Source organism: Candidatus Nanopelagicales bacterium, from assembly GCA_030700225.1.
Lineage (GTDB): Bacteria > Actinomycetota > Actinomycetes > S36-B12.
Genome location: JAUYJT010000017.1, coordinates 1 through 24,872, shown reverse-complemented (window position 1 = coordinate 24,872; position 24,872 = coordinate 1). Strand labels below are relative to the sequence as shown.

Below are 24,872 nucleotides of genomic sequence, written 5' to 3'. Positions count from 1 at the left end.
CCTATCCGGAGGACTCAGCCACTACCGATGCCGGGCCGAGCAGCGCCTTAAGTTCTCCGTAGAGCGCTGGTGAGGGCGTGACCCGCAGCCGGTCGTCCAGACGCAGAACCGTCGTCCGCTCACCGTTGGTGAGGCTCAGCTGCACCTCAACCATCCCGGGACTGGCCGCCAGGATCTCCTTCAGGCTGTCGACCACGGCCGGGACACATCGGGTCACGGGCATAGACAGCCGTACAGGGCCAGCGGATACGTCACCCAGATCTGGGAACGAGACTTCCAAAGCGACGAGCCTGAGGCTGTCCTCGTCCCGCCGGTCAATGCGGACCTTGAATGCCGCGACACGGTCCTCGGTCAGCTGGGCACTGACCGGCAAGTAGGACCGTGGGTAGACGACGATCTCTACCGAGGCGTCAAGATCATCGAGAGTGACCAGAGCCCACGGCTCACCCTTCTCACGCGTCACCTTGCGCTGTACCGATGAGATCAGCCCCGCTATGGTGACCACCTGGCCCGACGGACGGTCGTCGGAGTGAAGCGAAGCCAGCGGGCAGTCAGTGGCCTTCCGGAGCAGATGCTCCAACCCGTTGAGCGGGTGGTCACTGACGTAGAGTCCGAGCATCTCGCGCTCGTACGCCAGCAGCACGCCCTTGTCCCATTCGGCGTGACCGATGGTCGGCAGTGCGCCACTCACGGCGGCGCCCCCTCCAGCATCCCCACCGAAGAGGTCATACTGGCCGACCGCCTCGGCCCGCTTTGTCGCGACCGCCTCATCGATGTACTGCTCGTGCGCATCCAACAGGCCCTTGCGGGAGTGCCCAAGAGAATCGAAGGCCCCAGCCTTGATGATCGACTCAATAACCCGCCGGTTGCACACATTGATTTCCACTGAGGCCAGGAAGTCCCGGAAGTCAGCGAACGGTCCGTGTGAGTTACGGGTCCTGACGACTGACTCCACGACCGCGGCCCCGACATTGCGTACAGCGGACAATCCAAACCGGATGTCGCCCCTCGTCGGGGTGAAGTCGACGTCCGATTCGTTGACATCCGGCGGCAACACCTTGATGCCCATCCGCCGGCATTCGTTCAGATACACCGCCGACTTGTCCTTGTCGTCCTTCACACTCGTAAGCAGCGCCGCCATGTACTCAGCTGGGTAGTTCGCCTTCAAGTAACCGGTCCAGTAGGCGACCAACCCGTAGCCAGCGGTGTGGGCCTTGTTGAACGCGTAGTCGGAGAACGGAACCAAGATGTCCCACAACGTCTTGATCGCGCCTTCGGAGTAGCCGTTGGTCCGCATGCCATCGCTGAAGGGCCCGAACTCCTTGTCGAGAATGGCCTTCTTCTTCTTGCCCATTGCCCGTCGCAGAAGGTCGGCCTTGCCTAGCGAGTATCCGGCCACTTTCTGCGCGATAGCCATCACCTGCTCTTGGTAGACGATCAGGCCATAGGTGTCATCGAGTATCTCCGCCAGCGGTTCGGCGAACTCGCGGTGGATCGGAACGACAGGCTTGCGCCCGTTCTTCCGGTCGGCATAGTCGTTATGAGCGTTGGCGCCCATGGGCCCTGGCCTATACAGCGCCAACACCGCTGAGATGTCCTCGAAACTGTCCGGGGCCATCGACCGCAGCAGAGCGCGCATCGGGCCACCGTCAAGCTGGAACACGCCGAGGGTGTCACCGCGCGACATCAGCTCGTAGGCGGCTGGATCATCGAGCGGCAGTTCTTCCAGGATGACGTCCTCGCCGGTGTTCGCCAGGATGTACTTCAGGCAATCGTCGAGAACGGTCAGATTCCGCAGCCCAAGAAAGTCCATCTTCAGCAGCCCGAGGGCATCGCACGCGCCCATGTCGAACTGCGTGATGATCGACCCGTCCGCGTCACGGCGCCACACGGGGATGACGTCCAGCAGCGGCTCGCTCGACAAGATCACGCCTGCCGCGTGGACCCCAACGTGCCGCTTCAGCCCCTCCAACCCGCGCGCTGTGTCAACGACTTCCTTCACTCCGGGATCCGATGCGTACAGGTCACGGAACTCACCGGCCTCGTTGTGACGTTCGTGAGCCTCATCGAAGATCCCGGACAAAGGGATTTCCTTGCCCATGACGGCGGGCGGCATGGCCTTTGATATCCGGTCAGACAGACTGAAGGGGTAGCCAAGAACCCGTGCTGAATCCTTGATCGCGGCCTTTGCCTTGATCGAGCCGTACGTGACGATCTGGGCGACGCGGTCCGATCCGTACTTCTGCGTCGCGTACCTGATCATCTCCCCACGACGGCGCTCGTCGAAGTCGATGTCGATGTCGGGCATCGATACCCGCTCCGGGTTCAGGAAGCGTTCGAACAACAATCCGTGCTCTATCGGATCGAGCTCGGTGATGCCAAGGGCCCACGCGATCAGGGCACCGGCGGCGGACCCACGTCCGGGGCCGACGCGGATCCCCTGTTCCTTCGCATGTCTGACCAGGTCCGCGACGACGAGGAAGTACGCGGGGTAGCCCATCTGCGCAATGACGCGAACTTCATACTCGGCGCGCTCCCGGTGACCTTGCGGCACCGGATTCGGCGCGAACCGGGCGATAAGTCCCAGGTCAACTTCCTTGACCAACCAGGATTCCTCCGTCTCGCCCGCCGGTACCGGATAGCGCGGCATGAGGTTGGCGCCCTCATTGAAGGACACGTTGCACCGCTCCGCGATCGCGACTGTGTTGTCACAGGCTTCTGGAAGGTCTGACCACAGGCTGCGCATTTCAGCGGCGGACTTGATGTAGAAGTCATGGCTCCCAAACCGGAACCGCTTCTCATCGCTGACAAGGCTCTTCGTTCCGACGCACAAGAACGCGTCGTGCATCTTCCATTCGTCAGCTCGGACATAGTGAGTGTCATTGGTCGCCACGAGCGGCAGACTCAGCGACTTGGCTATCCGCAGAAGGTCTTCGCGGAACCTGCGCTCGATCGCGATTCCGTGATCCATCACTTCGCAGTAGTAGTTCCCCGCGCCCAGGATGTCTTGGAAGTCCGCTGCCACGGAAAGGGCCTTGTCGTAGTTGCCAGCCTGGAGCCAGCGGTTCACCTCTCCGGACGGGCAACCGGTGGTCCCGATCAGGCCCTTCCCATGCGATTCCAAGAGCTCATGGTCCAGGCGCGGCGAGCGATAGTAGCCCTCGAGGCTGGCCAGGCTCGAGACTCGGAACAAGTTGTGCAACCCGACATTGTCTTCAGCCCACAAAGTCATGTGTGTGTAGGCGAATCTGCCCCTGCCTTCGCCGACCGCATCGGTCAGCTCGTCATACCCACCGCCGAAGTCCGCGGGGACCCGTTCGCGGCGCCCTTGCGGCGCGTAGTACCCCTCCATGCCGATGATCGGCTTCACTCCGGCGGCGCGTGCCTTGGTGTAGAACTCGTAGGCGCCATACAGGTTGCCGTGGTCTGTGACAGCCACGGCGGATTGCCCAAGGCGAGCCACTTCCGCGAAGAGATCATCGAGCCGCGCGGCACCGTCCAGCATTGAGTACTCGGTGTGGACGTGCAGATGTGCGAAAGAGTTGTCCGCTGCTGCGGCGTCGGACACAGGCACCTCCGGGGCGGTCGGTCTGCCCGAACTCGTCGGACCTATGGACTCTAACCCGAGGGTCCCCCGGCGCCGCTCACCTGAGGCGGCGTGCCTCAGTCCGTGGTGGTCGCGCTCGAGTTTCTCACATCGCGGCTCCGTGTCGGCGCTTGTCGACTGCCACCACAAGCGACGCCAAGATCGAGAAGCAGACGATGCGCACCCAACTCTCGCCGGGGATCGGGGCAGTTCCGAACACGCCGTTCATCGCTGGAAGGTATGTGATCGCGATCTGGGCGACCGCCTGAATCGCGAGGCCCCCAATGACCCAGTGATTGCTGAAGATCCCGAGCTGCCAGGTAGAGCGAGTAAGGGACCGGCAGCTGAACAGGTAGAAGGCCTCGACTGTGACGAACAGGTTCATCGCCGCGGTACGGCTCACTTCCAGCCCCGACCCGGCGGACAGCTCCCATTCGAAGATCAGCCAAGAGCCGCCGACGAGCAGAGCCGACACCACCAGGATCCGTTCGATCAGAGCTCTGGTCAGCAGCGGCTTGCTCGGGTCGCGGGGAGGCCGGTTCATGATCCCGGACTCCTTGGGCTCGAAGGCCAGCATTAGTCCCAGCAGCACCGCGGTCGTCATGTTGATCCACAGGATCTGTAGCGGAAGAATCGGCAGGGCTGTGCCCAAGGCCACCGCGACCAGGATGACGAACCCCTCGCCCATGTTCGTCGGTAACGTCCACACGATGAACTTGATGAGGTTGTCGAATACGCCTCGACCCTCTTCGACAGCCGCCTCGATGGTCGCGAAATCGTCATCAGCCAGGACCATGTCCGCGGCTTCCTTCGCGGCTTCCGTGCCAGCGAGCCCCATCGCGACGCCGATATCCGCCTGGCGTAGAGCCGGAGCGTCGTTCACGCCGTCGCCGGTCATCGCCACTACATGGCGGCGGGCCTGGAGCGCCTCCACCAGACGAAGCTTCTGCTCAGGTGAGACGCGCGCGAACACCGAGGCCCGTTCGGCTGCCAGGCCGAGTTCATCTTGCCCGAGCCGGGCGAGCACTTCACCCGTGAGGACGTCTCCCACCCGCACTTCGTCAATTACCCCGACCTGAAGCGCGATCGCCTCGGCAGTCGCCGCGTGATCGCCCGTGATCATCTTCACCGCGATGCCGGCCTGACGGCACGACTGAACGGCTGAGATCGCCGCCTGCCGCGGGGGGTCGAGCATCGCGTGCAGCCCGGTGAATATCAGCGATCCGCCAGTTCCTTCAGGAATACTTCCCACCGATTCGTCCACGCCCAGCACTGCCGTGGCCAGGACACGCAGCCCCGATCCGCCCATCACAGCGGCCCGCCGCAGTATCCGGTCCGCGTCAAGAGGTTCGATCTGCCCCGAAGGCGCCATCGCGGCGGTACACAGGCTCAGAATCCGTTCCACGGCGCCCTTGGCCAGAATCACCCGGAAGCCGGGATTCTCACCTTCATTCAGCGTCGCCATGTACTGGCGCTCAGAGCTGAACGGGATGGAATCGAGCCGAGGATGCCTGGCCCGCAGATCGTCCAGGTCCATCCCAGACTTGACCCCAACGACCAGAAGGGCAGCCTCGGTGGGATCCCCGGTTATGCGCCACGCGCCGGTGTCGGCTCGATCCAAAGAAGCGTCATTGCACAGCGCGCCGACGAGCAGCGACCAGGACAGCGCCTCGTCCTGGTTGGCGTGCCGGGCTTGCGAGGCGACTAGCACCCCGGACGGGTCGTATCCACCCCCGGTCACTTCGTAGGAACCCGCCAGAGTCCAGATGGCGCGAACCGTCATCTGGTTCTCGGTCAGGGTCCCGGTCTTGTCCGTGCACACGACGGTTGTGCTGCCCAGGGTCTCCACAGCTGGAAGACGCCGAACTACCGCGCGCCGTCGGGCCATCCTGCCCACCCCGATGGCCAGCGTGATTGTCACGGCTGCGGGCAGCCCCTCCGGGATGGCGCCGACAGCCAGGGCGACGGCCGCGACGAACATCTCCGACCAGGATTCACCCCGCGCGACACCCACGGCGAAGGCGAAGACGGCCAAGGAGACGATCACGACCGTCAGTACCTTGCTGAACCACGTCAGCCTGCGAGTCAACGGCGTTGCCAGCGGATCAACGGCGCCCACGAGTCTGTGGATCTCTCCCAGCTCGGTTTCCGAACCCGTGGCGACCACGACCCCGACACCGCTGCCGCCACTGACGAACGTCCCGGAGTAAACCATGTTGCGCCGGTCGGCGACGGGTGTGTCCGCCGGCAATGCGACCTCGTCCTTGGTGACCGGTTGCGACTCACCGGTCAGAGCGGACTCGTCGACTCGCAGCTCAGCTAGCTCCATGAGCCGCATGTCCGCTGGCACCTTGTCTCCGGCCTCGATCAGGACTAGATCCCCGGGTACCAAGCTCTCGGACGACACCGTTGTCGTGTGCCCGTCACGCCGCACACGCGCGGTAGTCGTAACCATCTTGCGAAGCGCCTCAAGCTCGGCCTGCGCCTTGGATTCCTGCCAGTAGCCAACGATCGCGTTGACAATGACAACGCCGAAGATCACCGCGGAGTCCGCGATCTTGCCAAGCACGGTCGTGATCGCCCCAGCGGCCAGGAGCACGTACACCAGTGGTGTCAGGAGTTGCCGCAGGAATCTCTCTATGCGTCCGGCGATCGCTGTTTCAGGTAGCGCATTGGGTCCGTACGACCCAAGACGCCTGCGCGCCTCAGACTCTGTGAGCCCGCGTGACCGATCAGTTTCGAGCAGCAGGAGCACTTCGTAGTGGGCGAGAGCATGATGATCTCCCGACAACGTGCCACCAGCAGGCATTGGCATCACCACATTATTGCCGACGCCCCCACAACTCGCTAGACATCACAATCCGGGCGCGCATGACCCCGCGCGGCGGCACGCCTCCCTTATGGTGGGCAAGGAGACGGGACCCTGATTCGAGGGAGGAACCGATGCGCGCAACGCGGCGCCGACTGGTTCTCGGGTCGGCAGTTGTGATCATCGCTGGAAGCCTCGTCGCCATGCCGGCGACGTCCTGGCCTTCCCCCGCACCGCGGCAGGTCACACCTAAGGTGGAAACACACCGTCTGGCGGGACCCAACTCCGCGCAGGTCGACGCGGAGATCGAGTTCGGACTCATCGGTGTCACGTTCGACAGAGATCCCGCTCCCGGCTCAGCGGTGTGGGTTCGCGTGCGTGAGCAGGGCGGTTGGTCCCAGTGGCAGCATCTTCCGGTGAGCACGGACACACCCGACCCGGATGACCCGGATTTCGAGGCCATCAAGCCAGCCACGGTACCGCTGCTGACGGACCCCGCCGACGCTGCCCAGGTGCGCATCGACACACCAGGCGGGCGCCCCTCTCCCACTGCGTCGGTTCGCATGATCGAGGTAGCCGAAGCTCCAGCTGATCGCGCTGTGATCGAGCGGTACACCGCCGCCTCTTCGGCTAGGGCCGACTCAGACATCCCCGAGATCATCTCCCGGGCCGAGTGGGGCGCCAACGAGTCGCTTCGCAGCAAATGCCCAGGGCTGACGGACGCGCACAAGGTCGCGTTCGTGCACCACACGGCATCCAGCAGCAGCTACACCGAATCCCAAGCCCCTGCCCAATTGCGAGCCGTGTACTCATATGCCACGGGGAACGGCTACTGCGACTATCCCTACAACTTCGCCGTTGACAAGTACGGCAATATCTATGAGGGACGCGCGGGCGGAGTGGAGCTGCCTGTCAAGAGCGGCGCGACGGCTTCTTTCAACGACAATTCCGTGTCGGTGTCAGCGCTGGGCAACTTCACCGACGCGCCCTCAACCGGTCGCACGGCACTGAACGATGCCCTGGCGCAGATAGTCGCTTGGAAGCTCGGGCTGACTGGCCGCACCGCGATCGGCTGGGAGAAACTCACTGCGGCGGGATACCCCGGTGGGGCGCCCAAGGGTCAGGTACAGACGTTCCACCGCGTCAGCGGCCATAGGGATGCCTATTCGACAGCGTGCCCAGGCGAAGACCTATATGGGCAACTCGGCAAGATCCGCACTCTGGCTTCCGACTACCAGGAGCGGAACGGCATGGCCGACAGCGCGCCCCCCGCTCTATCGGCGACATCCATCGGCCCTTGGCCCGCCAAATACGTCCGAGGGAAGACGAAGCGCTACTACCGGACCAAGTCGCGCGTCAGGCCGGGAACCGGCCGCACGGTTCTGGTGAAGTTCAGGAGGAACAAATCGCCCTGGCGGCTCTACGCCACGCGCAAGACAGACAGCTCGCGCTGGGCTCGGCTGAAGCTGAAGTACTACGCGGGTTTGACAAAGTACCGGCTCGTCGCGCCGCGCACGCCGACTGCGGATCGTTCACGCGGCCAGGTCATCCGGCTGCGCGGCAGCAAGTGGGGCTGAACGACGCCTCAACCAGGTCGAATGAGCTCCTCAAGCGAAGCCTCCATGCCCTCGGCCAGGACGTGGACGTCCGGCAGGTTGTCCCGGTCCGCCGTGAGCCCGAAGGTGAGCTTGCCGTTGTATGACACTACAGCCACCGCGAGATCAGTCGTTTGGATGAGATTGGGACCGAAGAAGAACGCTTCGAGCATCTCGCCGCCCACGAAGTAGAGCGGCTCCCTGGGTCCGGGGATGTTCGTGATCACCAAGCTGTACATCGGCTGCGCTGAAGCCACACGCCCGGCGATCGCTACCAGCGAGGCCGGCGCGAATGTGCCAATTCGCGCCACGAAGTCAACTCCCGAAGACTGCTTGGTCTCCTTGGCCTCTCTCATGCAGTTCTGCACAAGCTCCAGCCGCTTCCACGGGTCAGGCTCGCCTACCGGCAAGTCAGCCTCCATCGCGGCGATCATGTTCCCGTACGTGTAGTGCTCGTCCTCAGACCGGGTTGACACAGGGATGACCGACTTCACGACCAGGTCCGTGGTGTCTTCGCCCCTGCTGCGCAGCAGGTGCCGGATGCCACCCGCGGTGACGGCCAGCACCACGTCGTTCACGGTCGCGCCGCTCCGGCTCCTGATCGCCTTGACGTCCGCGAGGCTGGTGCTCACCGTGTCGAGTCGGCGGTGAGGAGCGCTTACGTGCTGATCCAGCGATGTGGACGCGCTGGACGGCACGCTCGAGGACAGGAACGACTCGACGCTGCGAGCGGTCTCAACCCCCTTGCTGACCATCTCAACGGGCTTGCGGGCCACGTCCCACAGCTTGCGGGCCGCTTCCCACGGCGCTGTGATGTTCTCGGCGACGCTGTCCCGCAACAGTTCCGCACGTGAGGGCGGGGGCTGCGGCTCCCATTCCGTCCGCGGCCCCATCGCTGGCCTTTCCGCTGTGCGGTCGAACAGCACCGTGACGATATCGACGGCGGAGATCCCATCGACAAGGCAGTGGTGTGTCTTCTGCATCAGCGCCTTGCGGTTGTCCGGCAGGTCAACGATCCACATTTCCCACAACGGCTTGCTGAAGTCGAGAGGGCTGCTGAATACTCTCGATGCCATTTCCAAGAGTTCCTTACGCCCGCCCGGGCGAGGTAGGCCGGAGTGGCGGACGTGGAAGCGCAGATCGAAGTTCTCGTCGTCCACCCACACAGGACGGCCTTGCCCGAACGGAACCCGCATCAGCTTCCTGCGGAATCGGGGCACCATGTCCAGGCGACTTTCCACAGTCGCAAGGATCTCGTCGAAGTCCGCCCCCGAATCCTCGATGATCGCCAGCAAAGCGATCGTCATCGGCAGGCGAGGAGCGTCGAGCTCCACAAACAGGTGGTCTTCGACGGAGAGACGTTCGTAGTTCTTGACAGCGCTCATTCGGTTCAGCCCTCCTCGTGCAGCGCCAGCCTAACGATGGAACCCATGTGTCGCCCTGTGAGCGGAAGTCAGAATTCAGCCTGGGCCAGAGTTCCTGGCCCCAACCCAATCTCACACGTCGATCGGCTCGAGCCTTCCCGTGTGGACGTCGTAGATCGCACCGGCCACGACCAACGATGCGGGCAGCAGGGGGTAAGCGCGGATGCGGGCGACGTCGGCCGCCAGCGTCTCCGCCTGGTCATCGATGACGTGGAACTCCAGGCCGCGTGTGTCTGGACCGCCTCGAGCCTCGATCTCGTTGTGAATCTGCGCTTCAGTCGCGCTGGCCATCTTGCAATCGCTATGCGCCATCACGAGGACCCGCCTGACATTGAGCAGATGGGTAGCCAGCACCAGGGTGCGCAACACATCGTCGGTGACACGGGCGCCAGCGTTGCGCAGAATCTTGCCGTCACCGGCGTTGAGACCGAGCAGTGCCAGCGGGTCGATCCGCGAATCGATGCAAGTCACGACGGCGAGCCCGCAAGCCGCGCGCCCAGTCAGTTCTTGACCCTGGAATTCCTCAACATAGCGCGCATTGCCTTCGAGAACGTCAGCGAACTCTTCCCTAGGAAGCCGGCGCCTCCCGTCCACGCTGGCGCGCTTCTCAGGAGGCATCTGTCAGGGCCTCAGCATTGAGCCGCAGCATGGTATCCACTACCGACGGGTCGGCGTAGTTGAAGAAGTCGACTATCACGATGTTGACTGGCAGCGATGCTTCCGACCATGACTCGACGCTGTTGGCGATGGAGTTGTTGACCGTCTGGCTCAGCGCGAACAGCGAACACTTAGCGCGGGGGTCTAGCACACATCCGGCGTACATGGTGTTGCCGATCGACAGCTGCATCTGGCTGACGAAGAAGCCGCACCAGTTGGCGGGATCGGTTCCAGGCTTCGGTGTGCCGTCCTTCTTGGCGCCGACGGATTGGGTGCCCTCGCATTTCGGCGGAGTCGCCGCAAGCTTCTGACGACGCTGCCTCAGCTCGGCCTTGTTGTACGTCGCGCTGACTTCTGGATCTTGAGTCTTGGGCCACTGTGACAGCACGGCGTCCACCCGGTCGCGGTAGCAGGGGCTGGCGGGAAGCCCCTCGGGGTCGGTCAGCACGATGAGGTTGCGCTCCGCGCGCCATGCTTCGCCGAACGACACCTTGGTTGCCAGGTCACTGTCATCAACCTTGATGACGTCTGAGCTCCACGCCCGTGAGCACACCGGCACAGCACCGGCCAGGCCGCGTGGCGCATAGTCGTGCAGGTACCGGTCCAGGATCTTCTTGTAGTAGTCCGCTACCTGGGGGTCCTTGGGCAGGTTGACGTGCTGGAAGTCCAGAATCACCTGCTCCTTGGGGTGTTCTTGGGCGAACGTCAAGATCCCATCCAGCGCCTCGCCGAGCGGCTGCGACACCACAGTGTGTTGAGTGACAAGCTCCACCGACAGCGGGTTCTTCGGCAAAGGGATCGGCTGGCCCGTCGGCTTCACCGCCTGATCCGCCGGCACGCCGATGCGCATGTCCAGGTACCGGATCCCCGATTCCAGTTGTGTCTTCAAGTCGACGTCCTGGGTTCGCGAGAATCCCGCCAAGACGCAGGGTTCTGTGTCGAGCAGGGCAACGATGGGCTGAAGCGTTCCCGCGATCACCTGGTTCTCGCAAGGGGTCTCGGTATCGATTCCGCCCGTGCCCGAATCGTGCGTGCCGGGAATCAGGATGCTGCCCAGCTTGGTGTTCGGCTTGTCTGAGTAGAGGGTTTCCATCCATGTTCTCGCCGTCGCTGAAGCGGTCGTGGGTGTGGATGCTGGCTGCTCGGGATTGGTCGTACAGGACGCCATCACCAGACTCGCCGACGCTGCCGCGGCAATGGCCATGGACCGGAGTACGCGTTCGCGCTGCATGTTCCACCTCAGATCAGGACCCGCTCGGCCTCAGTACCCGCCATCTTGCCAGCCGTTTGGCGCGGAATCACACTTGCTGCGAAGCCGGATCCGGCTCTGCTGCGCCAAAGAGCCAGCCCTGCCCGTGCTGCCAGCCGAATCGACGCAGCAGGTCAGCCTGACACTCCTGCTCGATCCCCTCCGCGGTCGTTGTCAATCCGAGCCGTCCGGCCAGCTCAGCCAAGCCCATCGCGACTCGCGCCGACGGACCGTCTTCCTCCGAGCAGTCGGTCGAGAAGTCGACGAAGGACTTGTCGAGCTTGATCCCGTAGACCGGCATAGTTCGAAGGTGCGTGAGGGAGGAGTAGCCAGTCCCGAAATCATCCAGACAGACCCTGACGCCGCTGTCCACGAGCGAGTCTAGAGTCGCCTTGACAAGCGCCGGAGCCTGCATGATCGACTGCTCCGTCACCTCCAAGATCATCTGTTCCGGCCTGGCACCGTAGCCGTGGAGCATTGAAACGATCGACTGCGCGAAGAATCTGCTCGTCAGCTGGGCCGCTGAACCGTTCACAGCGATGAACAGGTCACTGGGGATATCCGACAGCCTGCGGGCGGCCTCCCAGGCCACGCGGTCGCCCACGGCGACGGTGAGCCCAGTCTCCTCCGCGACATCGATCCATTCCGTTGCCGGGATCACCGACCCATCTGGCTGATGCCAGCGCGCCAGCGCCTCATACCCGACGAGCGAGTAGTCGTCCAGGTCGACGATGGGCTGATATGCGGCATGAATGCGGCCCTCGTCCAGAGCCGTCCGCAGTTCCTCCTCGATGCGGACACGCCTGAGGGAATTCTCTCGCATTGCCCTGCCGAAGATCTCGCACCTGCCGCGCCCAGTCGCCTTAGCGCGGCGGAGGGCCTCATCGGCTTCGCGCAGCATCGTGTTCGCGTCCAAACCGGGGCGCGAGATCGAAATCCCGATGCTGACACCGATGCGGAGCTTGTGGCCATCGACTTGGTAAGGCTCCGCGCCAACGAGGTCCTGGACCTTCGCGGCAAGCCTCTTGGCGGCCTGCGGCGATGCCACGTCGCGCACACCGATGACGAACTCGTCTCCTCCCATTCTCCCGACGATCGCGCCGTCACTCGCGGCCGTCCGCAGACGTTTCGCTACTTGAAGCAGCACTTCGTCGCCAGCCCCGTGGGAGATCCCGTCGTTGACGTACTTGAAGTCATCGAGGTCGCAGTACAGGACCGCTACATGATGCCCGTCGACCGTGGCAAGGAACTCGCCGACCTCGTTCAGCAACTCCCTTCGGTCCAGAAGCTCCGTGAGGGAGTCGTGGCGGGAGCGGAAGTCGAGCTCCGCCATCGTCAGCTCAACTTCGGCCTCGGCCCGCATCTGGGCGGAAACGTCGATGCCCTGCACGGAGATCGCCACTATCCGGCCCGCCTCGTCGGTAAGCGCCGAGACATGGAGTTCCAGCCAGACGGTGGAGCCGTCTGCTCGCGAGAACCGGTGCGTGGCTTCCATCAAGCCCCTGGCCCCCGCCGCCCCCAGCATCCGAAGGAAGTCGGGCTCTGGATCGTCCCACGTCGCGAAGTCCCGATAGGGCCGTCCCAGGGCATCGGCGCGGTCGACTCCCAGGAACCGGCATGCCGAGTCGTTGAGCTGCGCGATTGTTCCGTCCATCTCGATGACACCGAGCATGATCGGTGACTGTTCCGTGGCCTGGTCAAGGAGTTGCCTGGCCCGATCCCGGTCCGAGCGCAGCTTCTCCTCCTCGGTCCGGTCTCGCATCGACACCAGCAGCACGTTTCCGCTCGGCCCCGCAATGGCGTGCAGCGCGATATCGGCGGGAAACTCTGTGTCGTCTGCCCGGTGACCTGTTACCCGAATATCGCCGAGCCAACGGTCGCCTTGAGCTGTGAAGTCCTGATCCTCAAGCCCCTCATGGTGTTCCCTCGTGCGATCTGGTATCCACTCCTCGGCTGCGCTACCGCGTAGCCGAGCCACATCCGACCTCAGCATCGACGCCGCTTGAGGGTTCGCGTCTACGACGCGACCTCTCGCGTCGACTACTAGCACCGCGCCGGCGGCGGCTTCCGTGTAGCCACGCAGCCGTGACTTGTGTGCCACGATGACACTCGCCGCGACGACCGCGATGGTCAATCCTGTGATCACGATGGCGGTCGCCCATTCGTGGGCTTGAGCGAACCCGTGATCCTCGGCGATCATCTGAAGGAATGCGACGAACAGGTCCCAGGCGACGACCGAGACCCCCAGCCCAAGGCCAACAAGCAACGCCTTTGGGGTCGGCGTCAACGACATGGGCAGCTGGGTCGGCCTGGCTGCGGCGACGCCCAGTCCGGTGGCGGCGAAGCCGACGATGGCGGTCAGGGCCTCGTCTTGGATCCATTCCCCACCTTCTGGGTGCATCAGCGTGTAGGCCGACGCCATGATCTGGCTCAGTTCGATCAGCAGGCTCAGCGCCAGGAAGATCGACACGAGGACGCGCACCCGCCGTCGACTCCGGCCCGAGCCGCAGGACAGCAGTCCCGCCACGCAGATGCAGGCCACGATGATGACTTCCCTCTGTGAGGGCAAGCTAGGGAGGTCGAAGCCATCCGACTGCAGTTGCTCTGGGAACTGGAGGAGCCGCGCTCCCGGCTCCCAGTACCAAACTTTGCCCGCAGCGAGCAAGGCGTCAAGGACAGTCACTAGCGCGAAGAGAACCAAGGCCTGAATCCGGAATCCCCGGACTAGACAGGCTGCGGCAGATGCGGACCCCAACAGAAGCAGGGCAACCCACAGCGGCATGACAAGCGGCCAAGACTCAGCAGAGGGGCTTGGCCAGTTGATGCCCCAGGGCCACGCCGCGAGCGCCAAGACCGCCAAGGCGGCGGCCCCGAGCGACACCGCGACGCCGACCCTATTGGCCCAAGCTATTTGATCCGGCCCAGTGCTGACACGAGCTTCGCTCACTCTGGACCCCACCCAGTGAGCCCCGTACGCATCAGAGCTCGCCGTGCGAGTCGATCACACCTGAATTGTAACGATCATTAACACGGAACGCGGCGCATCGGAGTTCTGCGGTCTAGCGGAACATCATTTTCTCGAAGAGGGTGCGACCCTTCACGATTCGCTTGACTCCACCGAGTTCGACAGACAACTCCATGTCGGCGTTGAAGTCGTAGTACATCGGGTGACCGCCCAGTGCGTGGATCAAAGTCCTGCGCAGTGCGCCCGCGTCCTCGGCCATGTCGAGCGCCTCTATCAGCTTCGGCTCGGTCACGCGCATCTGGACGCTGCCCGCGTCGGTCTGCCACTTCCAGGTCAGCTCGCTCGGGTAGGTCTGATCGCCTGGGCCGGGAACCTCCTCGCCAGTCTCAAGCCGCAGCGGCAGAATGTCGTCTGTCAGCAGCCGCTCACCCTTCGCCAAGTAGAAGGTGGGGAAGTTGACTGATCCGAACCCGAAGATCCCTTTCGTCGTCATCCGCACGTACACGACGGTGAAGTCCTCGATGTGAGCGCGCCCCCAGTACCAGTGGTCGAGGTAGTCCGACATCAACTTGTTGCCCCAATTGTGGTCGTGGTACGCCGAGCCGGATACCTCGCGTGTTCCCGAGGCATCGGTGATGGTCCCCGCAACCGAGCCGTAGGGCACGGGTACTACCCAAGCCAAGTAGTGCTTGTGCGCCGAGTCGAACCACGACACTCCCGCGCCGGGCCGCCACGACGGTGCCCCTCGCTTGATCGTCAAGTCAGCGACCACCCCCGCGACATCGATGTGCAGCACATAGGTGTCCAGGTCACCCGCGACCGTGTTCGGGCCTATCCTCACGTCGCATGCCTCTGTCGCCGCCCGGAACCCCGACTCCTCACATGGCTGGCTCACTCGGATCTTGGACCCGTCCGGACCGTGATAGATCAGCAAGACGGACGGTTTCAGTGGGCCACTGGGATGGGTGCTCGGCTTGGTGTTGAACGTCGCCACCAACGTGGATCCGTCATCGAGCTGCATGTCGAAGTACCACCACTCGAACGTGTTCTCGACATCGCGGGCTGTCCGCCAACCGTCCTCCCAGGCGGCCACCGTATGCGCGTCCAACCCCATCCTGGCCAGAGAGTCGGCCTGAGCCTCGTCTAGCTTCGCTCGAACCTCAGGAGTGTCCGGGAGGTCGTAGCCCTCGATCATCCTGCCCCACTTCCGGGTCGTCGTTGTCCGCCGAATCTACCTGCGACGGAGTCCAGTCCGCCTGGTGGGCGCAAAGGGACTCGAACCCCTGACCCCCTGCTTGTAAGGCAGGTGCTCTAACCAACTGAGCTATGCGCCCCGCCCGAAGGCTACATTCCGGGTCAGTGACGCGGCACAAGGCGAGTGCCATGCCAGTCATCGGAAACGCTGATGCTGGCTGTCGGCCGCAGTCCGGCCGTTGGGGCAGCGTCCGCGATCTCCTCAGCTTCCACGTGACCGCTGCGCCCCGGCTTTGGAGTCAGCAGCCACACCGAGCCGCCCTCACCTAGCATCCCCATCGAGTCGAGCAGGCCGTCCACGATGTCACCGTCATCATCACGCCACCACAGCAACACTTCGTCAACGACGCCTTCGAAGTCCTCGCCGACTACGGGACCCCCGCCAGCCGCCTCCACCGCTGTGCGAACTCCCTTGTCGCAATCGTCGTCCCATCCGACGATCTGCACGACTGATCCAGGTTGGACGCCGAGCGGCGTACGAGTGCCAGACTCGCTCACGAGATCCCCCACCGGGCCAGCGCGAACACCGCGCCGCTTGGTTGCATGGCCGTAGTCCATCCGATCAGGGCGGCAGTCCGCAACCCCCTTGCGGGATCTGGGGACTTACTCCCTCGCCACGGCCAGCGGAGATGTTCGACACATCCCATCCAGCGATCCGCTACGTTGGGTGAGCATGCCTGTGAAGATCATTCCGACAGCGGAACGCAAGCGAGCGCGCAACAGCATCCTGTACGGATCAGCCGGAACGATTGTCGAATGGTTCGACTATGGCCTGTACCTGTATCTCGTCCCAGTCATGGCCCCGCTGTTCTTCCCTACGTCCGATCCCGTCACCTCGGCCATGGCCACCCTCGGAGTCTTCGCGGCCGGCTCGATCATGCGGATCGCGGGCGGGGCCTTCTACGGCTGGATTGGCGACCGCCAGGGCCGCAAGCGAGCGCTTGTGCTGTCAATCATCCTCATGACCTTCCCCTTGGCGATGACGGCCTTCCTGCCGACATACGCGACCGTCGGCATATGGGCACCGATCCTGTTCACCACGCTGCGACTGGCTCAGGGATTCTCCGCTGGCGGCGAGTACAGCGGCACAGTAGTACAGCTGGTGGAGCAGGCACCCCCGGCCAGGCGCGGCTTCGTGGCCGCTACCGCGGTGTTCACATCCGGCATCGGGATCCTGATCGCCTCAGCACTGGTCTCGGCGCTGACCACGTGGCTGGATCCCGGCGCCATGAGCAGCTACGGCTGGCGGATCGGATACCTCATCGGGGGGCTTCTGGGCCTTTGGGCGCTTGTGATGCGAAGGAAGATGGCCGAAACGACGGCCTTCGAAGAAGAGGTAGCGCATGGCCAGGTTCCGAAACGGCCGCTCAGGTTCGCTCTGAAGTACTTGCCAGGACCGGTTTTCGTGGCGGCTCTACTAGCTGGCTACGCCGGCATCCTGTACTACGTGGTCCTGGGCTTCGTCCCGACCATCCTCGACTCCTTCAGCGAGCTGCAAAGTGACGAGGCCCTATGGGTGACGACCGGGATGACGGCACTGTACGCGGTGGCAACCCCGCTGTTCGGGCTCCTATCAGATCGCTGGGGAAGACGCCCGTCAATGATCTGGGCCGCCCTCGGATTCATAGTCCTTAGCGTCCCGCTGTTCATCGTGTTAACCCACGACAGCCTGATCCCCGTCATCCTCGCCGGTTGCGGTTTGCTACTGCTGCTCATGCTGCTCAACGGACCTCTACTAGCCGCGATCGGAGAGCAGTTCCCGACTGTCGCTCGCTACTCGGCACTCGCCGTGGGCTACAACCTGGGTACGGCTACGCTCGGCGGGACCGCGCCACTGATCGCGGCCGCCATGATCCACTACTTCAACACGCCTGTGGCTCCTGCCTTCTATCTGGTCGCGACATCGATCATCGCCGTCCCCCTGCTAATGAGGCTGCGCGAAACAAAGGGGGAATCGTTGGACGAAATCAACGCCAATCGCTCGCCAGAGCCCATGGCCGTGAGTCCCGACTGACTCGGAGAGTGGTGGGACTGACCCTTATCGGTGAACATCAAACCAGCGGAATGTGGCGCCTGGCGGAGAGGATGTTCCGCGCAGGACGTGGTCAACTCCCCCACGCGCCAGCCATCTACCGCGTTGCGCACAAGCGATCCGCTACGTTGGGTGAGCATGCCTGGCAAGACCGTCCCGACAGCGGAACGCAAGCGAGCGCGCAACAGCATCCTGTACGGATCCAGCGGGACAGTCCTCGAATGGTTCGACTACGGCCTTTACCTGTATCTCGTTCCAGTGATGGCGCCGTTGTTCTTCCCGTCGTCCGATCCAATCGTCTCGGCCATGGCCAGTCTGGGAGTCTTCGCGGCCGGCTCGATCATGCGGATCGCGGGCGGGGCCTTCTACGGCTGGATTGGCGACCGAAGGGGCCGCAAGCGAGCGCTTGTGCTGTCAATCATGCTCATGACCTTCCCCCTGGCGATGACGGCCTTCCTGCCGACGTACGCGACCGCCGGCATATGGGCGCCGATCCTGTTCACCGCGCTGCGACTGACGCAGGGATTCTCCGCTGGCGGCGAGTACAGCGGCACAGTAGTACAGCTGGTGGAGCAGGCACCCCCGGCCAGGCGCGGCTTCGTCGCGGCGACAGCGGTGTTCACCTCCGGCATCGGGATACTGATCGCCTCAGCACTGGTCTCGGCGCTGACCACGTGGCTGGATCCCGGCGCCATGAGCAGCTACGGCTGGCGGATCGGATACATCGTCGGGGGGCTCCTGGGCCTGTGGACGCTGGTGATGCGCAGGAAGATGGCCGAAACGACGGCCTTCGAAGAAGAGGCCGCGCATGGCCAGGTTCCGAAACGGCCGCTCAGGTTCGCTCTGAGGCACTTGCCAGGACCTGTGTTCGTGGCGGCTCTACTAGCTGGCTACGGGGGCATCCTGTACTACGTGGTGCTGGGCTTCGTCCCGACCATCCTGGACACCATCAGCGAACTGCAGAGTGACGAGGCCCTATGGGTGACCACCGGGATGACGGCACTGTACGCGGTGGCAACCCCGCTGTTCGGGCTCCTATCTGACCGCTGGGGAAGACGCCGGTCACTGGTATGGGCCGCCCTGGGATTCATAGTCCTCAGCGTCCCGCTGTTCATCGTGCTCACTCATGACAGCCTGATCCCCGTCATGCTCGCCGGTTGCGGTTTGCTACTGCTGCTGATGCTGTACACAGGACCTGTCGTTGCCGCGATCGGTGAGCAGTTCCCGACCGCAGCTCGGTACTCGGCCCTGGCGGTGGGCTACAACCTGGGCTCGGCGGTGCTGGGAGGCACAGCCCCGCTGATCGCAGCCGCCACTATCAACCTCTTCGACACTCCGGTGGCCCCCTCCTTCTACCTCGTCGCGTGTTCGGTCATCGCCGTTCCGCTGCTGCTCAAGCTGCGCGAAACCAAGGGGAACACGTTGGCGCAGATCGACGCTAGACATCCGCGGTCAACTGGCCAGCGGCAGATCTCCAGTGGGCGATAGGACCGATCTGGGAGCACAATGATACGTATATGGCCCGCCAATCCTTGGAGAAGAAGTGGCCAAGAAGCCGGACTCCGCGCCTCTCTTGGAAGGGGGGCTGCCCACCCAGTACGTGGACACGGACCCGGAGGAAACACGGGAGTGGCTGGACTCATATGACGCGGTGATCAATCAGAAAGGCCACACGCGCGCGCGGCTGCTCACATTGCAGATGCTCCGACACGCGGCTCAGCGTCACGTCGGAGTGCCAAGTCTGCGCAGCACCGACTACATCAACACGATTCCGCCTGAGTTGGAGTCCGAGTTCCCAGGTGATGAGGAAGCTGAGAAGCGCATCCGCGCCTATGTGCGCTGGAACGCGGCGATTATGGTGCACCGGGCACAGCGGCCCGGAATCAGTGTCGGCGGACATATATCGTCCTACGCGTCGTCTGCGGCCTTATACGAAGTCGGGTTCAACCACTTCTTCCGAGGACCAGATCATCCAGGCGGTGGAGATCAGGTCTTCTTCCAGGGGCATTCCAGCCCAGGAATCTACGCCCGGGCCTTCCTCGAAGGGCGGCTTCGGGAATCCCAGCTCGACGGCTTCAGGCAGGAGCTGTCACACCCGGGCGGTGGCTTGCCGTCCTATCCGCATCCGCGGCTGTTGCCGGACTTCTGGCAGTTCCCGACAGTGTCGATGGGCCTGGGGCCGCTCAACGCCATTTTCCAAGCCAGGTTCAACCGGTACTTGCTCCACCGCGGAATCAAAGACACCGCTCAGCAGCGAGTGTGGGCTTTCCTGGGCGACGGCGAGATGGACGAGCCGGAAGCCCGAGGGGCTCTTCAAGTCGCCGCGGGCGAGCAACTCGACAACCTGATCTTCGTTATCAACTGCAACCTGCAACGCCTGGACGGGCCTGTACGGGGCAACGGCAAGATCATCCAGGAGTTGGAGTCCTTCTTCCGGGGCGCGGGCTGGAATGTCGTCAAAGTCGTCTGGGGCCGCAACTGGGATGAGTTGCTTGCCAATGACACCGAGGGGGCACTGGTGTCATTGATGAACAACACCCCGGACGGCGACTTCCAGACGTTCAAAAGTGAGAGCGGCGGATTCATACGCGAGAATTTCTTCGGCAGGGATCCCAGGGCCGCAGCTCTTGTGGAGGACTGGTCGGATGAGCGGATTTGGTCACTCAAACGCGGCGGACATGACTACCGCAAGCTCTACGCCGCCTACGCGCTGGCCGCCGAGCCAACCGGTCGACCCACGGTCATCTTGGCCAAGACCATCAAGGGCTGGCGCCTGGGACCCAACTTCGAGAGCCGGAACGCCACCCACCAGATGAAGAAGCTCACGATCGCGGATCTGCGCTTGTTCCGCGACCGACTCGACATCCCAATCCCCGACGCTGATCTTGACCAGTCACTGCCGCCGTACTACTACCCCGGCGCCGACCATGAAGACATCCGCTACATGCTGGCCCGGCGCGAGGAACTAGGCGGCGGTCTTCCCGCCCGCCGCGCGACCGCCCCGGCTCTGCCGACCCCGGCCGATTCCGCTTTCGCTGGGATGAAGCGAGGATCGGGCAAACAGCGGGTCGCCACGACGATGGCCCTAGTCCGCTTGTTCAAGGATTTGATGCGCGATCCGGGGATCGGGAAACGGATCGTGCCCATCATCCCCGACGAAGCGCGCACTTTCGGCCTGGATGCCATCTTCTCGTCAGCGAAGATCTACTCCCCCCATGGCCAGACCTACATCTCGGTCGACCGGGAGCAACTTCTGTCCTATAAGGAGAGCGAGTCCGGGCAGATCCTTCATGAAGGGATCAACGAGGCCGGCTCTGTCGCATCATTCATCGCTGCCGGAACGTCTTACGCGACCCATGGCGAGCCGATGATCCCCGTGTACATCTGCTATTCCATGTTCGGGTTCCAACGGACCGCGGATTCGATCTGGGCCGCGATGGACCAGATGGCGCGCGGGTTCATCATCGGCGCGACTGCGGGGCGGACGACGTTGAACGGCGAAGGCCTGCAACATCAAGACGGACACTCCCCACTGCTCGCCTCGACCAACCCCGCTGTCATCTCGTACGACCCCGCCTACGCATACGAGATCGGGCACATTGTCCGCGACGGTCTGAGGCGCATGTGCGGCCAGAACCCAGAGGACGTCTCCTACTACCTCACCGTCTACAACGAGCCCATGCAACAACCAGTCGAGCCGGATAACGTCGACGTCGACGGGATCTTGCGGGGTATGCACCTGGTAGCCCCCACCGATGCCGACGGCGGTCCACGCGCACAACTACTCGCCAGCGGAGTCGCGCTTGCCTGGGCGCTGGAAGCCCAGCGTCTCCTGGCCGACGAGTGGTACGTGGATTCCGACGTGTGGTCGGTGACTTCCTGGACAGAGTTGCGCCGAGAAGCGCTCGCGGCCGACCGTCACAACCTGTTGAACCCGCGCGGACCCGTGCGCGTGCCATTCCTCACCCAGCGGCTCCAGGGACGCCCCGGACCGGTGATTGCCGTGTCCGACTACCTCCGCGCTGTGCAGGACCAGATCGCCCAGTGGGTCCCGCAGGACTTCGCCTCGCTGGGCACAGATGGCTGGGGACGTTCAGACACGCGGGCCGCGCTGCGCCGTCATTTCCTTGTGGACGCACAATCGATAGTTGTCCAGACCCTGGTGAAGCTGGCCGCCAATGGCGAAGTCGAACCTGGCGCAGTGCCGGATGCTATAGAAAGGTACGGACTCGATGCGGGACATTGATCGCTACTCGCAGTACCTGGCCGCCGAGCGCAGCGCCGCTCGCCTATACCACGCACTGGCCGACCTGGCCGGCGGCGAGCGCCGTGAGGTGCTGAATGAACTCGCGGGTATCGAGGAGCGCCACGCCGAACACTGGATGAACCTTCTGGCCGAGCGCGGCGCCGATGTCCCCGAAGACGACGGTTCGCTCCCGCGATCGGACCAGGATCTGCTCAACACTGCACGCCGCTTCTCCCTCGACGCGGTCCTGCCCGATCTCGAGGCGGCCGAACGCGAAGCCCAAGGAGTGTACGACGACGAGCCCGATGCTCTGCCGGGAATGGTGGAAGATGAGAGAGCGCACGAGCGCGTGCTTCGAACCCTGCAGGCGGAGCCAACCTCAGACGGCGGGGATTCCGGCGCTAGCTTCGCCATGTCGCCTGCGGACGTCAGGCAGTACCTGAACAAGGCCGAGCCTTGGCACAGAACTGACAAGTCAGGGTCTCTGCGGGCTGCTGTCTTCGGAGTCAGCGACGGACTGGTATCGAACACAGCGCTGGTGATGGGTTTCGCCGGAACAGGCATCGCCAGCGGGACAGTGCTGTTCGCGGGGCTGGCCGGGCTGCTGGCAGGTGCCTTCTCAATGGCGGCCGGCGAGTACGTTTCCGTCTCCAGCCAAGTCGATCTGTTCCAGCGAGAGATCAACATCGAGTCCCGGGAATTGGCTGACAGCCCCGAGGAGGAGCGCCTGGAGCTGGAGCTGATCTACCGGGCGAAGGGCATGGACCGCCAGAGCGCTCGGCGACTGTCGGAGAAGATCATCTCCGATCCGGACACCGCGCTGGACACCCTCGCCCGCGAGGAGTTGGGGCTCGACCCCGAGGGACTCGGATCTCCAATACGCACCGCTGCGTCGAGCTTCGCCGCGTTCGCGATGGGTGCCGCCGTTCCCGTCATCCCGTATGTGTTCCTGGTCGGCACGGCGGCGCTGCTGACGGCGGTTTGCCTCGCGGTCATCGCGTTGGTGATCGTCGGATCCGCTGTTGGTCGACTGTCCGGGCTTGGCATGGCGAAATCAGCGGCGAGGCAGCTCCTTGTGGGAAGCGCGGCAGCAGCTGTCACCTACGTAGTCGGCAGCCTCGTAGGAATGGGGTTGGGCTAGCGTCAACCCACTCTGTGAAGCCAGCGGACCGGGGTCCCCTCCCCCGCGTACCGGAAGGGTTCGAGCTCGTCGTCCCACGCCGCACCCAACAGCGACTTGATCCGCTCGCCTATCTCATTGTCGGTGTCGGCATCAGCGAGCGCGGCCCGCAAGCGATCCTCGGCGATGACGACGTCCCCGTGTATGCCTATGGTGGCCCGGAACACTCCCAGGTCCGGCGTGTATGAGAAGCGCTCACCCTCCCTGCCAGGAGTTTGTTCCTCGGTGACCTCGTACCGCAGGGCATGGAATCCGCGAAGGGCGCTCACCAGCTCTGCTGCTGTGCCGGGGTTTGCTTGCCATGACAGCTCACCGCGAACGAATCCTGGCGCGACCGCCTGCCCGGTCCAGTCCATCAAGACATCGACGCCGAGAACCTGGGACAGCGCCCACTCCACGTGGCGGCCAAGGGCGCGCGGGCACGAATGCACGTAGATGACTCCACGCGCCGGCACCTGCGCCTCTGTGACGTACACCGGACTTAGCGAACTCGACATTGCGCCTCCTTAGGTCGAGGGTCGCCTTCCCCAGCATCCTCAACCGCAGCGCTATCGCGTTCGTCAAGTATTCGATTGTCACAGCCACACCGATCTCGCTCCCGGTAGTTCGAGACTTCTTCAATCCCGAGAACCGTCACCGATGCCAGTTGACCACTGCAAACCCTAGCCGATTACCGCCGAGCAGTGGGCGAACACGTCGTGTCGTTACGATCTGGTTGCGCATTTGGTCCGATTTGGCATGATCAAGGACATCACCGCGTAGGGTGACTCAAACGCAGATCTTCGCGACTCCCAAGTTTGGAGATGAAATGGCAGCTCCGGCCCCCCGAGTTCTAGCCGACGTCCTTCCCCGAAGCTTGATTCGCAGCGCCCTGCTGGTGGCGCTCGGCGCGAGCTTCGTTGGCCTCGCCGCTCAATTCGTGCTTCCAATGGGCGACACGCCAGCCCCGATGTCGGGCCAGACCTTGGCCGTACTTCTGGTCGGCGCGTCGCTTGGGTGCATCCGCGGGACGATATCAATGCTTGTGTACGTGGTCGCGGGGATCGCCGGTGTGCCGTGGTTCGCTGATGGCGCATCCGGCTACTCCAGTGTGTCCGGCGGCTACCTGATCGGATTCGTAGTCGCGGCCGGGCTCGTCGGGTTCCTCGCTGAACGGAACTGGACCCGGACCGCCCTGGACACCGCACTGTGCATGGTGCTCGGAAGCATCGCGATCTACATCTTTGGGGTGGCAGGGCTAGCAATGGCGATTCACACGTCAATCGACAACGCGATCGCTCTGGGCATGTCTCCGTTCCTCCTTGGTGACGGAATCAAGATCGCCGTCGCTGCTGTGCTGTTCCCGTTGGTGTGGAGCTGGCTGGTCCGGAGCGGTCGGGCCCTGCCCTACAACCCCAACGCCGCCGACGCCAGCCGCTCTGATCACGAAGACGTCTTCGACGTGGATATCGCCGGCGACGTGGACATCTCCGGCGACGCTGACGCCACGGACGCCGACGCTGTGCTGGACCTGACCACATCGCACGAGACAGCACGGGACACGGCTGAAGACCAGGCCGCCACGACCTCCGCTTAGGGCGGGGGTCTTCGCCATCGGTGTCGCGGTGTCGGGGTGACGGTCCACCACGGCTGGGATGGATCGCCTGCGGGGGGTTCCCCGACCCCGGGTTGGCCCGCCTCGGGTTGGCCCGCCTCGGGTTGGCCTGGATCGGTGTCGCGGGTCAGTTCCCATCGGCCGAGGTCGAGTTGACGGTGATGCGGCCAGCAAACGCTGGCCAACGAGTCCAGGTCGGTCGCGCCTCCCAGGGACCACGCGGTGACGTGATGCGGCTGGGTGTGTTCAGGACCCACATCACAACCCGGGATCACACACCC

At 63.8% G+C, this 24,872-nt stretch carries 15 protein-coding genes and 1 tRNA gene; 6 read left to right on the top strand and 10 right to left on the bottom strand.

All coding sequences use genetic code 11. The annotated features are described in order from the left end of the window. Position 1: 1 nt before the first annotated feature. Together dnaE and Q8P38_01990 are read right to left on the bottom strand one after the other, a co-directional pair. Positions 2 to 3,568, bottom strand: coding sequence for a DNA polymerase III subunit alpha (dnaE, locus tag Q8P38_01995; protein MDP4013383.1), 3,567 nt, complete (start codon positions 3,566 to 3,568; stop codon positions 2 to 4). Between the two features lie 124 nt (positions 3,569 to 3,692). Further along, positions 3,693 to 6,401: an HAD-IC family P-type ATPase gene (locus Q8P38_01990; protein ID MDP4013382.1), complete on the bottom strand. Its 2,709-nt coding sequence runs from the start codon at positions 6,399 to 6,401 to the stop codon at positions 3,693 to 3,695. Positions 6,402 to 6,529: 128 nt separating this feature from the next. Between Q8P38_01990 and Q8P38_01985 the strand changes: the two genes are divergently transcribed. Beyond that, positions 6,530 to 7,972, top strand: coding sequence for an N-acetylmuramoyl-L-alanine amidase (locus Q8P38_01985; GenBank protein ID MDP4013381.1), 1,443 nt, complete (start codon positions 6,530 to 6,532; stop codon positions 7,970 to 7,972). A gap of 8 nt (positions 7,973 to 7,980) precedes the next feature. On the opposite strand, the gene Q8P38_01980 is transcribed toward Q8P38_01985, so the two are convergent. From Q8P38_01980 to Q8P38_01950, 7 genes are all read right to left on the bottom strand, one after another. Then, on the bottom strand, positions 7,981 to 9,375 hold the full coding sequence (locus tag Q8P38_01980; GenBank protein MDP4013380.1) for a wax ester/triacylglycerol synthase family O-acyltransferase: 1,395 nt from the start codon (positions 9,373 to 9,375) through the stop codon (positions 7,981 to 7,983). Between the two features lie 111 nt (positions 9,376 to 9,486). After that, entirely contained in the window at positions 9,487 to 10,032 is a 546-nt protein-coding gene (locus Q8P38_01975; GenBank protein ID MDP4013379.1) for a carbonic anhydrase, read from the bottom strand. Further along, the gene (locus Q8P38_01970; GenBank protein MDP4013378.1) at positions 10,022 to 11,302 is read right to left on the bottom strand and encodes a hypothetical protein; all 1,281 of its coding nucleotides are present in this window, start codon (positions 11,300 to 11,302) and stop codon (positions 10,022 to 10,024) included. The genes Q8P38_01975 and Q8P38_01970 overlap by 11 nt, the downstream gene beginning before the upstream one ends. 67 nt (positions 11,303 to 11,369) lie before the next feature. Continuing rightward, the gene (locus Q8P38_01965; GenBank protein MDP4013377.1) at positions 11,370 to 14,267 is read right to left on the bottom strand and encodes an EAL domain-containing protein; all 2,898 of its coding nucleotides are present in this window, start codon (positions 14,265 to 14,267) and stop codon (positions 11,370 to 11,372) included. Between the two features lie 112 nt (positions 14,268 to 14,379). Beyond that, positions 14,380 to 15,480, bottom strand: a complete 1,101-nt coding sequence (locus Q8P38_01960; GenBank protein ID MDP4013376.1) for a hypothetical protein — start codon at positions 15,478 to 15,480, stop codon at positions 14,380 to 14,382. Between the two features lie 62 nt (positions 15,481 to 15,542). Then, positions 15,543 to 15,619, bottom strand: a tRNA-Val gene (locus Q8P38_01955). A gap of 22 nt (positions 15,620 to 15,641) precedes the next feature. Further along, complete coding sequence (locus Q8P38_01950) at positions 15,642 to 16,097, bottom strand: DUF3052 domain-containing protein (GenBank protein MDP4013375.1); 456 nt, start codon at positions 16,095 to 16,097, stop codon at positions 15,642 to 15,644. A 115-nt stretch (positions 16,098 to 16,212) separates the two neighbouring features. Here Q8P38_01950 and Q8P38_01945 point away from each other — a divergent pair, with 115 nt between their 5' ends. The 4 genes from Q8P38_01945 (at position 16,213) to Q8P38_01930 (ending at position 22,958) form a co-directional block, all read left to right on the top strand. Continuing rightward, positions 16,213 to 17,553 (top strand): MFS transporter, encoded by a 1,341-nt coding sequence (locus tag Q8P38_01945; protein MDP4013374.1) that lies wholly within the window; start codon positions 16,213 to 16,215, stop codon positions 17,551 to 17,553. A 156-nt stretch (positions 17,554 to 17,709) separates the two neighbouring features. Next, the gene (locus Q8P38_01940) at positions 17,710 to 19,059 is read left to right on the top strand and encodes an MFS transporter (GenBank protein MDP4013373.1); all 1,350 of its coding nucleotides are present in this window, start codon (positions 17,710 to 17,712) and stop codon (positions 19,057 to 19,059) included. Between the two features lie 97 nt (positions 19,060 to 19,156). After that, positions 19,157 to 21,817 (top strand): pyruvate dehydrogenase (acetyl-transferring), homodimeric type, encoded by a 2,661-nt coding sequence (gene aceE / locus Q8P38_01935; GenBank protein ID MDP4013372.1) that lies wholly within the window; start codon positions 19,157 to 19,159, stop codon positions 21,815 to 21,817. Continuing rightward, a complete protein-coding gene (locus tag Q8P38_01930) occupies positions 21,804 to 22,958 on the top strand; it encodes a VIT1/CCC1 transporter family protein (GenBank protein ID MDP4013371.1) in 1,155 nt (384 codons plus the stop codon). The genes aceE and Q8P38_01930 overlap by 14 nt, the downstream gene beginning before the upstream one ends. A gap of 2 nt (positions 22,959 to 22,960) precedes the next feature. Here the strand turns inward: Q8P38_01930 and Q8P38_01925 are convergent, their stop codons facing one another. Then, positions 22,961 to 23,452: a DUF3145 domain-containing protein gene (locus tag Q8P38_01925; GenBank protein MDP4013370.1), complete on the bottom strand. Its 492-nt coding sequence runs from the start codon at positions 23,450 to 23,452 to the stop codon at positions 22,961 to 22,963. A 353-nt stretch (positions 23,453 to 23,805) separates the two neighbouring features. Between Q8P38_01925 and Q8P38_01920 the strand changes: the two genes are divergently transcribed. Further along, a complete protein-coding gene (locus Q8P38_01920) occupies positions 23,806 to 24,573 on the top strand; it encodes a biotin transporter BioY (GenBank protein ID MDP4013369.1) in 768 nt (255 codons plus the stop codon). The last annotated feature ends 299 nt before the right edge of the window (positions 24,574 to 24,872 follow it).